General features: G+C 58.5%; 12 protein-coding genes. 9 read left to right on the top strand and 3 right to left on the bottom strand.

The window, feature by feature from the left end:
* The first annotated feature begins 249 nt into the window (after nt 1-249).
* The 4 genes from OIK44_RS24170 (at nt 250) to OIK44_RS24155 (ending at nt 2,346) form a co-directional block, all read left to right on the top strand.
* A complete protein-coding gene (locus OIK44_RS24170) occupies nt 250-807 on the top strand; it encodes a hypothetical protein (RefSeq protein WP_273674625.1) in 558 nt (185 codons plus the stop codon).
* Between the two features lie 147 nt (nt 808-954).
* Nucleotides 955-1,413 (top strand): hypothetical protein, encoded by a 459-nt coding sequence (locus OIK44_RS24165; RefSeq protein ID WP_273674624.1) that lies wholly within the window; start codon nt 955-957, stop codon nt 1,411-1,413.
* 32 nt (nt 1,414-1,445) lie between these two features.
* Complete coding sequence (locus OIK44_RS24160) at nt 1,446-1,574, top strand: hypothetical protein (RefSeq protein WP_273674622.1); 129 nt, start codon at nt 1,446-1,448, stop codon at nt 1,572-1,574.
* 109 nt (nt 1,575-1,683) lie between these two features.
* Entirely contained in the window at nt 1,684-2,346 is a 663-nt protein-coding gene (locus OIK44_RS24155) for a hypothetical protein (protein WP_273674620.1), read from the top strand.
* A gap of 199 nt (nt 2,347-2,545) precedes the next feature.
* Here the strand turns inward: OIK44_RS24155 and OIK44_RS24150 are convergent, their stop codons facing one another.
* Nucleotides 2,546-2,986: a hypothetical protein gene (locus OIK44_RS24150; protein WP_273674618.1), complete on the bottom strand. Its 441-nt coding sequence runs from the start codon at nt 2,984-2,986 to the stop codon at nt 2,546-2,548.
* A gap of 230 nt (nt 2,987-3,216) precedes the next feature.
* Between OIK44_RS24150 and OIK44_RS24145 the strand changes: the two genes are divergently transcribed.
* Together OIK44_RS24145 and OIK44_RS24140 are read left to right on the top strand one after the other, a co-directional pair.
* Nucleotides 3,217-4,980: an SIR2 family protein gene (locus OIK44_RS24145; RefSeq protein ID WP_273674616.1), complete on the top strand. Its 1,764-nt coding sequence runs from the start codon at nt 3,217-3,219 to the stop codon at nt 4,978-4,980.
* 40 nt (nt 4,981-5,020) lie between these two features.
* Nucleotides 5,021-6,289 (top strand): HNH endonuclease, encoded by a 1,269-nt coding sequence (locus OIK44_RS24140; RefSeq protein ID WP_273674615.1) that lies wholly within the window; start codon nt 5,021-5,023, stop codon nt 6,287-6,289.
* Between the two features lie 705 nt (nt 6,290-6,994).
* On the opposite strand, the gene OIK44_RS24135 is transcribed toward OIK44_RS24140, so the two are convergent.
* A complete protein-coding gene (locus tag OIK44_RS24135; protein ID WP_273674613.1) occupies nt 6,995-7,630 on the bottom strand; it encodes a TetR/AcrR family transcriptional regulator in 636 nt (211 codons plus the stop codon).
* 112 nt (nt 7,631-7,742) lie between these two features.
* Between OIK44_RS24135 and OIK44_RS24130 the strand changes: the two genes are divergently transcribed.
* The 3 genes from OIK44_RS24130 (at nt 7,743) to OIK44_RS24120 (ending at nt 12,064) form a co-directional block, all read left to right on the top strand.
* Nucleotides 7,743-8,771, top strand: coding sequence for an SDR family oxidoreductase (locus OIK44_RS24130; RefSeq protein WP_273674612.1), 1,029 nt, complete (start codon nt 7,743-7,745; stop codon nt 8,769-8,771).
* A 507-nt stretch (nt 8,772-9,278) separates the two neighbouring features.
* Entirely contained in the window at nt 9,279-9,815 is a 537-nt protein-coding gene (locus OIK44_RS24125; RefSeq protein ID WP_273674610.1) for an FxDxF family PEP-CTERM protein, read from the top strand.
* Nucleotides 9,816-10,075: 260 nt separating this feature from the next.
* A complete protein-coding gene (locus tag OIK44_RS24120; protein ID WP_273674609.1) occupies nt 10,076-12,064 on the top strand; it encodes a diguanylate cyclase domain-containing protein in 1,989 nt (662 codons plus the stop codon).
* Nucleotides 12,065-12,082: 18 nt separating this feature from the next.
* On the opposite strand, the gene OIK44_RS24115 is transcribed toward OIK44_RS24120, so the two are convergent.
* The gene (locus tag OIK44_RS24115; protein ID WP_273674607.1) at nt 12,083-12,910 is read right to left on the bottom strand and encodes a substrate-binding periplasmic protein; all 828 of its coding nucleotides are present in this window, start codon (nt 12,908-12,910) and stop codon (nt 12,083-12,085) included.
* Between the last annotated feature and the right edge of the window lie 177 nt (nt 12,911-13,087).

Below are 13,087 nucleotides of genomic sequence, written 5' to 3'. Positions count from 1 at the left end.
GTATGCCCGAGTGAAATGCCGACTCACGGAAGAAAGAGCTAGCGACGCCAAACGAAAGCAAGAAGAAGCCGCTTATTGGCAGGAATGAAAATCCCCGCGTTGAAATAGGCAGCTAACCATCACAGTCGGGACCTGCCCGGTATCTACCCCGCTTTCCCGAATATATGATTTTCAGGGTTAAGCCCAATTAAATCCCGAAGCCCTGTGTAGGTCTTCGGGATTTTTTATTCCATCGCAGAAAAGGAAATCATGAAACGTCTGAAATTTGGCATCACCGCCGCAAGCATACCGATAGCGTTGTTGTCGGGCTCTGTACTTGCAGCGCAGGACTGTAGCGCCTACATCCCCTCCACCAACAAGCAGATGGCGAGCCATCTTGCTGCCGCCGGGCCGCGTGCGATGAAGAACGTGAGCCTGGACGAATTCGGGAATATGGTAGACCCCATGTGGGGCCGCCCTATCGTCAAACTTGACACCTATGCGCTTCCGAAATCGATCAGCAAGAAGCTGGCATATCGCTTCACCGATGCCGCCACCAAAGGCGTGCGTTCCGCCAATGGGCGAACCGTCTGCAACTTCAAGTACGAAGCCAATGACGATTTCAAGATAGAAAAGGGCTACATCAACTTCGACGTTGAGCCGTTCTCGACAACGTCTGAGGTAGTGATGTTCGTCAGCCCCGGTGAAGCCACGAGTGGCGTCAAATTCCGACCTGATGGCTTTGCCCAACAGGTCATCAACTCGGCGATCCGCAAATCACTGGCGAGTGATCCGCAATACAAGGGTAAATTCAACGTGGTCTTCTAACCATCCACGGCCCTCTTAGAAATTAGCGATGGGGCCGGTCCGCAAGCCTTCGCTAATGATCTGGTCGTCTTCCGACAAATCGTCGCAGCCCGAAGCCATTACGGCCTTGGGCTTTTTTTCGTCTCAACAAAACAGAAAGGAACAGCCATGCTGAAGATCAGCGCCAACCCCAGCTGGGAATGGCAGAGCAGGAAGCCCATCAATCGGCATGATCTCCTCATCTCGATCACCGGCAACGAAAGCGGTGGCTACTTTAGCCGCGAGTTGGTTCCATTCCCGAAGGTCGAGGCCTGCCTCGCAAAATGTGAGGCAGGCAAGGCATTCCCATCTAAAGCGCTCAAGGATGCCTTCGTCGGCCTCAGCAGCAATAACGCCGGCTTCCTGGCCGCGATCCTGCGCAGTGAGGGCTTGTTAGGCGCTGCACTCGACGCAGAATCCAAGCACATCGCAATCGGCAATGTGGAAGGGTGGAAAACGGCACTGCTGGCGGAACCCGGAACACAGATTGAGCTCCCCGATACCGGCAATGGCAAGGCCGAGACCAGCACCGAACCGGCGCCGACCGCCAAAAAGACGCTGTCCTTGCCGCGAAAAAAACAGCAATAACGCCCCCTCGTAAGCCCCCGAAGGAAATTCAAATGAAACAACCAAGCCAGAATTTCACCATCATCGTGAACTGGAAGAAGAAGGGCTTCGGGTGCGCCAAGGCCCTGCTCATACTGCAACTGGCGCGATTCGCCACTGCTGCCCCACGGCGGTCAAACTAAAGAAGCACTGGCCGCCTTCATCACGCAATGTGATAAGTCGTTTATCACGATCAGTGGCGGTGCCGATCCCTTATACAAGTTCGAGGAATACGGCCCCGAATTGCTCGCGATGATCCAGACCATCAAGGAACATGGTTACAAGGTCAGGATCATTACCCGCGAAATCCAGCATGTAGCAAAGCTCAGGGGGCTCGTGGATTACGTCTCGATCTCACTGGACGCCGACGTACTCGGCGGCATCGCGCGCTACCGGCACGAATGGGCGGGATTTGACATCGAATACTCACTGGTCTTGCCGCCACTACCAACCGCCGACATCGTCACGCTAAAGCCACAGTATTCCGCTCTACAGCGCCAACTAGGCCAGCGCCTCGTGCTGCGCGAAAATCTCAACAGCATCCATTCACTCGACTTCAGTAATCTGATCTTCGGGCACAGTGGCATCGTGTTCGTCGCTAAGAAACTGTGCCTGGCCAGCCGCTATCTGAAGGCCATCGTCGCCGGCGACTGGGTGGAAGCAGAACGCAAGTTCCAGCCTTCATTCTCGTACCAACCGTTCGTTCGCATTGTCGCCGCGACGAACTCACTGCCCTACACACGCACAAAAGCCAGTCTATCTCTCAGGTCAGTAATAGCACCACCAATCCTCCATGCGCTCGTCGCATGGAGGGTTTCTAGTCCCGCTTGCCGTGCTCTTCACCGCGTCGCCAGGTGGGCAGCTGTTTGGAATGTTGCTAGTGACACTTCTCATGAAGATGCGAACCCTCCTTAACCTCGTCAGAGGTGCCCGTCTCCAGGCAAAAGGGGCATAATTTGTGGCTGTTTGCTGTTCGTATAGCAGATCGGGCGCGCTGATTCACGTCTCTGTGAAGGTCGCTTCTTTGGGGACCATCTGCCGCGTCCTGGCGCTTCGGGCAGCGCTCGGCGATGTACCCAACCGATCCATACTGCCTCCCAAACTGCCCCAGCTGTCACGACTTGATCAGTGGGTCAATGGCAACCTCCGACCGGCACTCGTCCGCAAGCTTCCATTCCTTGTCTTCCGGGCGCTTAACCCAAAGGTCTCGCCATGCGTTACGACTATTTCCCGCGATAGTGTTTGCCAAACTGCCGGGTGAAATCGGTTTGCCGTCGTAGATAATTTCGTCACCATCTACCTTTGCGTAGAAATACGCGCCCTTGTACTGCATGCGGATCTGAGTGCCGCTGGCCAGAAACAGGTTCTTCCACTGGTAGCCACGGGTATCGCTTTCTGACAAGAGTTCCGGCTTCCAACTGGCGTTATCAAGCCAGTAGTCGATTGCGATAGACACGATCTCGACCGGGTCGCGCGGGTCTCCGTTGCTGCGAAGAAAATTTACCAACTCAAGAAATTGTTGAGTATGTACCGGCACTGATATTTGCGTTTTCATACGTTTTTCCCCTTATTTTGACTTAACTAAGTCTAGAAGGATAAAATCGCATTGTCAAGTTGAAAAACGCGCAAAAACGCATGAAAAAGTAAGCAGCCTTGTTTTGTGGCCCAGATAAGCACAGGTGCAAGGCCACGGTTCACTTCAATGCAGCGACGTAAAGCTGCACAGCAATATTGCGTGTCCGGGGCGTATAGTTATGCAATCCTTACAGCCGCCACGAGCACAACATGCCCGCAGAAATCGATCCTATTAGTTCACTCGCGTTTTCAATTTCTACCAATAAAGGAGTCTATGCGCTCCTACTCGGGTCCGGCGTTTCCCGGTCATCTAAGATTCCAACCGGCTGGGAAATTACATTGGACTTAGTACGGAAGGTCGCAGCATTGCAAGGTGCGGAGTGCGAACCTGATCCATCGGCGTGGTATTTGGCGACGTTCGGGAAACAACCAGACTACTCAGAACTACTTGATGTGTTATGCAAGAGCCCTGCCGAACGCCAGCAGCTTGTCCGCGCATATTTGGAGCCTACAGATGAGGAGCGGTCCGAAGGTGATAAGCAACCGACGCCAGCGCATCGGGCCATCGCGAATCTTGTAAAGGCTGGCTTTGTCCGCGTAATTCTGACGACAAATTTCGACAAATTGACTGAACTAGCTCTACATGATGTTGGCGTCGTTCCTACGGTCTTAAGTTCTGTCGATCATATTGCGGGGGCTTTACCGCTCGTACACACAGCTTGCACAATTATAAAGATTCACGGCGATTACCTTGACACTCGCATTCGAAATACAGCCAGTGAGCTTGCGGAGTATCCAGAGGAATTCAAGCAACTGCTTGACCGCGTATTTGATGAGTACGGCCTGATTGTTTGTGGATGGTCTGCTGAATGGGACGATGCGTTGCGCGCCGCACTTGTTCGCGCCCCCTATCGGCGGTTCTCGACGTACTGGGCAACTCGCGGTGATCCCGGCATGCAAGCGCAAGACCTGATTAAACGCCGAGCTGCGCATGTCGTTCCAATCGGCGGCGCGGACGCCTTTTTTTCAAAGCTAGGCGAATTGGTAACCATACTTGAATCATTTTCTCAGCCACATCCCTTGTCTACAGCTGCCGCCGTCGCCAGCTTGAAAAAGTACCTGTCTGAAGAGAAATATGCCATTCAGCTTGATGACCTTGTATCAGAAGAGACGAATCGAGTTCTCAATGTCATGCATGGTCAAAAATTCGACATGAGTCCGCGCGACCTAGATAGCAAATCGTTGGGTGATCGCGTCCATGCTTACGAGGCTGTATCAACGACGCTTATTGAAATGGCAGCCGTCGCTGGGTATTGGGCAAAACCAGAGCAGTTAAAGCCTTGGTTGCGATCCGTCGCCAAGGTTTCGCAACGCAAGCATGAAAGTGGCTTGGTGGCGCTTGTCGAATTTCAACGATACCCGGCGTGCTTGATCGCTTATGCTTTGGGGCTAGGAGCGGTCGCTGCAGGAAATCTAAACGTCCTTCGCGAGCTATTTTCCACAAGAATTGTAAAGGAACATCGGAATGACGTACTGGCTGTCGTGGCCCTCAATCCGGTTGCGATGTTCGAACGTGGCACGGCAGGCGCAAAACTCCTACCCGGAAAAGATCGTCACTATTTGCCATTAAACTCATGGCTTGAAGACTATTTTGCTCCGTTTGGCGGTCGCCTTTTTCAGAGCGATCAGGAATACAGAAATGGCTTTGACAAGTTGGAATTCCTTTGGTCGCTCGCGTATGCCCATTCGATACGTGCCAATGACGGCCATTTTTGGGTTCCGTTTGGCAATTTCATTTATCGCTCGGACAGGTATAGCCAGCTCATGAAGGAATTTCGTGATTCGCTTACGACGGCGGGGGACCAGTCGCCCTACGTCCTATCCTCAATCTTCGGAACGTCGGCTCAGCAGTGCCTGGAGATTCTAGACAAGATCGAACCAGTCGCAGCTGAATGGAGTCGCCAGCGCTGGTAAGGCGCGGCACGTGCATAAAGAATAAGAAAAGAGAAAACCAATGAGCAAATACAGCGCGTTAGGTCAGTTCCTTCGCAGCGTTGAAGGTGACATAGTCAAACTTGCCTTTGCTGACATTGAGCGGATTCTCGACGATGTGCTCCCCAAGTCTGCCTATAAGCACGATGCATGGTGGGCGAATTCCAAGACCGAAGACAGTCACACCTGGGCACACCTATGGCTGGCGGCCGGCTGGCAGAAGGAGAGCCACAACCTAGCTGAACGCAGTGTTGTTTTTCGACGCCTTACCGCAGAAATGCGCGGGGCTACGGACTTACTGAAGAGCCTTGAGCCGCACACGTCAGAAACCTTGTTTGACATCCTTGCCCTGGCCAACATTTCCACAGCTGACTGGCTCTATACCGGACGCGGCGAACCTGTCGTTGACGTCAAAGCAAATCCAAACTACTGCTACAACTGGTCCTTCGGCTCGGAAACCGAAGGGTTTGCTCTATGCATGTGGCACGACCTCATGGCAGTAGAAAACGACCAAATTATTTACGAAAATAACCATCAGGATCTCGCTCGGTCATTAGAGAAAATAACGCGAGATCTAACATTTGACTCTGTTCGCAGAAGCAGAGCATCTCAACAAGCCGCTCGGGCTCGCGCCTTTGATGCGGCGATCAATACCTCGTACCGCAAAGGCCTGCCGATCTTCGCCATTCTGACAGCTGGTAACCGGCGAGGTGATGACGAGCTAGGCACGGCTTCTTCCGAGGTGAAATTTAGAACACTCGATCCTGTGCATTGGTACGTTCACCAATACAACCCAGTTACGGGTGTCGCTCGTCTCGTTCGTGGTGAGAAGCCAGAGGGCGTAGTTGGTGACGAGGGGGCTGAGTTCGACACAGTCAACAACGGGACGCCAGATGAAATCCAATTTAGAGCCATTCAGACACGCCGGGGTCAAGCCAAGTTCCGTGAAGCCTTACTGGCCGCCTATAATCGCCGCTGTGCAGTAACAGGTTGCAGTATCGTTGAGCTGCTAGAGGCAGCACATATCAGACCGCATGCCGAGCAGCCGGACTACAGTGTCAGCAACGGACTGCTGCTAAAGGCTGATATCCATACGTTGTACGATCTAAAGCTACTTTCGATCGACCAACGTTGCATCGTCCACTTGGCTCCGGCCTTGCAGCTTTCGGAGTATCGCCATCTACATGGGCAGCCTTTGCGCTTTGGTCCTGATCGCTTCCTTTTTATGCCAAGCCCACAAACACTGGAGCGACGGCACCGCGAATTTTTGGATAAGCATGGCCTGAAGTAACTCCAGCTGTACGGTCAGATACGCGCTTCATTGCCGTTCTTTTCGTCGCGACATTTTGCAAAAAATCCAACGCTGAGACTGCATTTTTTGACGAGCAAAAATTGCCGCCGGTTAGCCGCTGGCCTTCACGCCGGTCTTTACGCATCAACACTTACATCGCAAAAAAATTTGGTCAGGTAGGTACCTGACGCAATCAGCTTGTCGGAGAGAGAAGCGCCGGTCTTTGTCCGGCCTCTCAGGAGAAAATGGGCGGCCTACGTGGTCAAGAGCACAGATATCGGAGATGCTTTTGCCCAGGCAAATCAGCCACGAGAACCGAACGTCCGACCTGCATCAAGGATCGACCTGGCTGAATTCATGAAAAATGGCTGCCTACCGGAAGAACCTTCATGGCGCACTTTTGCGGGTATTATTCTTGCTCGGCGTTCGACTTGAAAATCCTTGTGTCGGCAGTTCGATTCCGCCCCGGGCCACCAAGAACATACTAAGCAAAACGCCAACCCATGCCGGTTGGCGTTTTTGTTTGCGAAATCAAAGACCCTCGTGATTTCAGATTTACGTAACTGCAACTTTACCACCTCGGTGAAGGTGCCACACGACGGTCCCCTTCTGCAAGTTGCCGACTTCCTTCAACATATGCCTCCCAATGTTCATGTCGTCATGCCACATGAACATTGGGGAGGATGAGCGTAGCGAGCCCCATCGCTATCGCGTTACGCTCGCCAACCCGGCGCTGGCGATCAGGCCGCGCAAAAACACCAGGATCAGCCGTCCAGACGGATCTGGCCGGGCCCCCATGCTTTGCAGCGCCAAGCCATGCGTCAGCGCCATGAAGGCGGCCGCCAGCTCCTCCGGGTCGGCCGGCGGCGTGCGGCCAAGCGCGGCGAATAACTTGCCGACCACGCCGCCGAGCCTGCCCCGGTGCGCATCCCACACGGCCTGGTACTTGGTCGCGAACGTCGGGCTACGATTGGCGTGCAGCTGAAGTTCGATCGACATCATGCACCAGTCCGCATCGTGGTTGAGCGTGGCGGCCCAAGTCTGCAACTCCTCAAATATCTGCTCAGGCGCGTGCCCTTCGCTATCCAGTATCTTGGATAGCTGCGCGCCTTCGGCTTCCATATGCCCTCGCAGCAACTCCAACAGCACCTCCTCCTTGCTGGCGAAATTCGAGTAGAACGCCCCCTGCGAGTAACCAGCCCGATCGGCAATATCGCGGATCGACGTGCCCCCGTATCCGTTCGTGACAAACAACTGCTGCGCGGTGTCGATCAGACGCGCGCGGGTCTGCGCCTGGCTTTCCTCGCGGCTCAGCCGCTTTCTTGGTGTCGATTCATTCATGCCCTGAAAGATATCACACGAACGCCGGATAGCGTGAAACTCGGATATCACTTGACATTTATATTTGGCGCCGCCAGACTAGATATCAATCGAACTTTAAAATTCACTTGACATGAAAAATACCGCCCAACTGCAATCCGCGTTTGTCACCGGCGCCACAGGTCTGCTCGGCAACAACCTCGTGCGTGAACTGATCTGGCGCGGCTTCACCGTCAAGGCCCTGGTCCGCTCATTGGCCAAGGGTCAACAACAATTCGCTGGATTGGCGGGCGTCGAACTGGTGTTGGGTGACATGGCCGATGTGTCCTCCTTCGCCAGCAAGCTGCAAGGGTGCGACGTCGTGTTCCACACGGCGGCCTTCTTTCGGGACAATTACAAGGGCGGCAGCCACTGGCAAGAACTCAAACGCATCAATGTGGAGGGAACCGAGTTGCTCATCGAACAGGCTTACGATGCCGGTATCCGGCGTTTTGTCCAGACCTCGTCGATTGGCGTGCTCAATGGAGAACCCGGCGCGCCTATCGACGAAACCTGCCTGCGCGAGTTGAGCGACGCCGACGACTATTACCGCAGCAAGATTTTGGCCGATCAAGCTGTGCTGCGCTTTCTGGCGCGCCACCCGGACATGCATGCGAGCCTGGTGTTGCCTGGGTGGATGTGGGGACCGGCCGACATCGGCCCCACGTCGTCGGGGCAATTTGTCAACGATGTGGTACTCGGCAAATTGCCGGGGCTGGTACCCGGCAGTTTTTCGGTGGTCGACGCGCGCGACGTGGCGCATGCCCATATCACGGCGGCGGAGCAAGGGAAGCGCGGAGAGCGATACTTGGCGGCCGGCCGCCACATGACGATGCGACAACTGGTGCCCTTGCTGGGCAAGATCGCGAACGTCAAAACGCCGACGCGCGAGTTGCCTTTACCGCTGCTGTACGCCTTGGCGGCAGTGCAGGAAATTTACGCGCGCATCAGTGGCCGGCCTATCCTGCTCAGTCTGGCCACTGTGCGGCTGATGGTCAAAGAAGCCGGGCGTACCCACTTCAACCACGCCAAGAGCGAGCGCGAACTCGCATTACATTTCAGGCCGTTTGAACAAACCGTGGCCGATACCGTCACGTGGTATCGCAGCCGAGACTGGTTTTGACGCGCCGCTCGGCCTTCTCGCCGCCGGCCTCCCCATGCCCTTGGGCGCAAACCGTAGCGCCTGGTTTTAAACATCCTTGCGCCGGTGGTTCGATTCCACCCCGGGCCGCCAAGAACCAGCTCTTAAAACGCCAATTCATCGTGATTGGCGTTTTTGTTTCCAGGACTTGCAGTCCTCGGCTCCGCTCAATAATGGGCCGGAGCACGATCACGTCCAGACTCGCCACGGACGCCAGAGCAATGCTCGTCTTCATGTAAGAATATTCCTACAGTGCAACGAACGGCGTCGGCAGGTGTTCAAAATGCCAAGTCCTTGTGCCGGATTTCCCTATGAAAATGACAAAACCCCGGCTGCACAAGCATCATATTGCCTTGAGGAATTATCATCTTTCCCCCCGCGCACGCTTGCGCGCATGGGCTTAAACGCAGAGCTCGCCTGCTAGCATGATCGTCCCGATGATTCATCAACCCTGGCTGCCTATGCGGCCATTTTTTTAAGAAGGCATTTATGAAAAAAACCACTTCCCTGATCGCGGCCATCCTGGTCGCGGGCGCAACCTTCGCCTCCTCGGCGACGATGGCGGCCGACATGAGCCACACGCCCACGGTACTGACCCTGCTCGACGGCACCTCCGCCGTCGGCAGCGCTTTCGGCGCCGGCAACAAGGGCAACACCTTCCTCGACCAGTTCACCTTCAGCTTCAGCGGCTTCGGCAGCATCGACGCCCAGATTTCCTCGTACAGCCCATCCGCGGCGAACGGCCTGGACATCACCTCGCTGGGTCTGTACGGCAGCAACGGCTTGATCGCCAGCGGCGTGCAACTGCAGACCGGCAAAACCGACCTGTGGGAACTGTCGTTCGCCAACCTGGCAGCGGGTAACTACTACCTGCAAGTGGGCGGCAGCGCCGTGGCGGGCAAGGCCGGCAGCTTCGGCGGCAACCTGACCGTCAGCGCAGTGCCTGAGCCAGCAACCTACGGCATGCTGCTGGGCGGCCTGGGCCTGTTGGGCTTCATGAGCCGTCGCCGCAAAAACGCCGCGTAAGCAGCGTTAGGCATCAGTAAAAACGGGGGCTACGGCCTCCGTTTTTTTTGGCCCGGCCCGCCACGCGTGTCGTATTGCAACAGTGCAGCGACGCCGCGCCGGTTTACCGGGCCGCAAGCGCTGATCATACCCTCCGTCAACGTATAATCGGACAGGCATCGCCGGCGCGGCGGCGGCCGCCCCCGCTGCCGGGCCGCGCGAGAAAAACCGCCCCCATCCGTAGGCCGCTACCCTGGAGCCGCCTCGGGCATGAGCCACATATGAACAGACTGCTTCGCTTCGTGTTGACCGCCGCCGTGGCGCTGCCTGCCTGGCTGTGGCCGGCGGCGGCGCGGGCGCTCGAACCCGTCACGCTGCAGCTGAAATGGACACACGCCTTCCAGTTCGCCGGCTATTACGCGGCCAAGGAGCTGGGCTACTACCGCGACGCCGGCCTCGACGTGACGCTCGTCGAAGGCTCGCCCAGCGCCGACCCGGTGCGCAATGTGCTGAGCGGCCAGGCGCAATACGGCGTCGCCACCAGCAGCCTGCTGCTGGCGCGCCAAGCCGGCCAGCCGGTGGTGGCGCTGGCCGTCATCTTCCAGCACTCGCCGGCCGTGCTGATCACGCCGGCCGGCGGCGCCGGCCGCAGCCTGCGCGGCCTGCTCGGCAAGCGCGTGATGATCGAGGCGCAATCGGATGAGCTGCTGGCCTACCTGGCGCTGGACGGCGTCACGGCCGGGCGCTTCGTGCGCGTCGAGCACAACGACCGGCCGCAGGATCTGGTCGAGGGCAAGGTCGACGCGATCAGCGCCTATGTGACGACGGAACCGTATTATTTCGACCAGGCCAAGTTCGCCTACCAGATCTACACACCGCGCACGGCCGGCATCGACTTTTACGGCGACAACCTGTTCACGACGGAGGCGGAAATCCGCGCCCACCCGGGGCGCGCCAAAGCCTTCCGCGACGCCAGCCTGCGCGGCTGGCAGTACGCGATGGCGCACCCGCAGCAGATCGCCGAACTGATACGCAGCCGCTATTCGAGCGCGCACAGCCTCGACTTCTACCTGTCCGAGGCGGCGGCGATGGCGCCGCTGCTGCGTACCGACCTGATCGAGGTCGGCTACATGAACCCGCTGCGCTGGCGCCACATCGCCGACACCTACGTCAGCCTGGGCCAACTGCCGCGCGACTTCTCGCTGCAGGGCTTCCTGTATCAGCCCGATCCGAAGCTCGACCTGAGCTGGCTGGGCAGCGCCCTCGGCCTGCTGGCGGCCATCAGCGCGCTGGCGGCCTACATCTTCCGCATCAACCGGCGCCTGGCCACGGCGCTGGACGACAGCAAGCGCGCCGGGCGGGCGCTGCGCGACAGCGAGGAGCGCCACCGCCTGCTGACCGACCACGCCTCCGACCTGATCTGGACCATGGACCTGGACGGCCGCTTCACCTACCTCAGTCCCTCGGCCGAAAAACTGCTCGGCTACCGCGCCGCCGAGCTGCTGCCGCAGACCCTGGCCGCCACGCTTGCGCCGACCTCGGCCGCCATCGCCACCACCGGCCTGCAGGGGCTGATCGCGGCGATCCGCGCCGGCGGCCCCGTGCCGGCCTTCCGCCACGAACTGGAGTATACGCACAAGCAGGGCGGCACCGTGTGGACCGAGGCCACCGTGACGGGCATGCGCAACGGCGCCGGCCACTACACGGGCTTGCTGGGGGTGACGCGCGACATCAGCGAGCGGCGCCTGATCGAGGAGCGCATCCGCCACCTGGCCCAGCACGACATGCTGACGGGCCTGCCCAACCGCGCGCTGTTTTCCGACCGCCTGCAACTGGCGCTGGCCGGCGCCCGCCGCGACCACCGGCAACTGGCCCTGCTGTTCATCGACCTGGACCTGTTCAAACCCGTCAACGACCAGTTGGGCCACCGCACCGGCGACCTGCTGCTGCAAGACGTGGCGCAGCGCCTGCTCGACTGCGTGCGCGAGTCGGACTCGGCGGCGCGCGTCGGCGGCGACGAATTCGTCGTGCTGCTGCGCAGCATCGACAACGCCGAGGCGGCGCTCGGCGTGGCCGAGAAAATCCGCCACAGCCTGAGCCGCCCCTACCTCGTCGCCAGCCACGCGCTGCGCATCTCGGCCAGCATCGGCGTCGCCCTCTTCCCCGAGCACGGCGGCGACGAAATCGAACTGTCCAAACACGCCGACATCGCCATGTACCGCGCCAAGCGGGCCGGCCACGACCGGGTGCAGTTGTACCAGGGCGGCTAAGGCGCCAAACGGCCGCGCCTAATGCTGCAACACAAAATACTGCAACAGATCGGCGGGATAATATTTTTGGAAGGACTTCCACAGCACGCCCTTGCGGGCCCGCTCCAGCAGGGCGTACAACTCGGCCTGGTCGGCGGCCGACAGCGAGCGCTTCGAGATATACGCCCCGCTCTCGGTCGGCGGCAGGCCGTCGAGCGTCGTGTATTCGAGCTTGTCGCGCAGGCTGGCCAGCGCCGGGTCTTCGCTGAGCGAGGTCAGGAACACCGACGGCGCGACGATGGTGAAATCGCCGCGGCCGACCTGCAGCATGCGCGCCACCGTCGCCAGGCTGTTGGCGTAGAAAATCCGGTTCTGCGCATCGAGGCCGCGCACCAGCGCGTTATATTCGTCGCCGAACACATAGCTGCGCACGACGATGCCATTCCACTGGCGGCGGGCCAGCAACTCGCCGACGCTGGCCGGCCTGACCTGCTTTTGCTTCAGGCTGATCAAGGCCATCTTCAGCGTCATCATCGGCACGAAAATGGCCAACTGGTCACGCTCGGCGCTGCGCGAGGCCGGCAGCATCAAATCGGCCTCGCCCGACTGCAGGAACATCGACGCCAGGCGGGCCCGCGGCACGACGGGAAAGAGAAACTTGCAACCCATCTTCTCGCCCAACTCGCGCAGCATGTCGGGGAAGGCGCCGGACACGGTGTCGCCGGCGATGATGACGCTGTAGCCGGTCGGCGCCACGGGCACTATGATGTCCCGGGAACACGCGGCGCACGCCCACAGCGGCAAGGCCAGGCCCGCCGCCAGCAGCGGACGGCCGGCGCGCCGCAGCGTGCGTAGAATCGGCAACAATTTTCACCTCCGAAAGTGGCATCGCCCAGCCGCGCGGAGCGGGCGCGCAGCCGTATTGCCAAGGGCCGGGACGGACACGGCAGAGCCTCGATTCTACCCCGCGCACCGGCGCAAACAGGGCGCCGCAGAGCTTTCCACGCGGCAAAATACACCAGACGAGACAGTTGGGAAACAGGC

The sequence above is a fragment of the Janthinobacterium fluminis genome (assembly GCF_028595325.1).
GTDB classification, from domain to species: Bacteria; Pseudomonadota; Gammaproteobacteria; order Burkholderiales; family Burkholderiaceae_D; genus Janthinobacterium; species Janthinobacterium fluminis.
The sequence above is the reverse complement of the archived record's forward strand: the minus strand, read 5'-3'. Positions and strand labels throughout refer to the sequence as shown.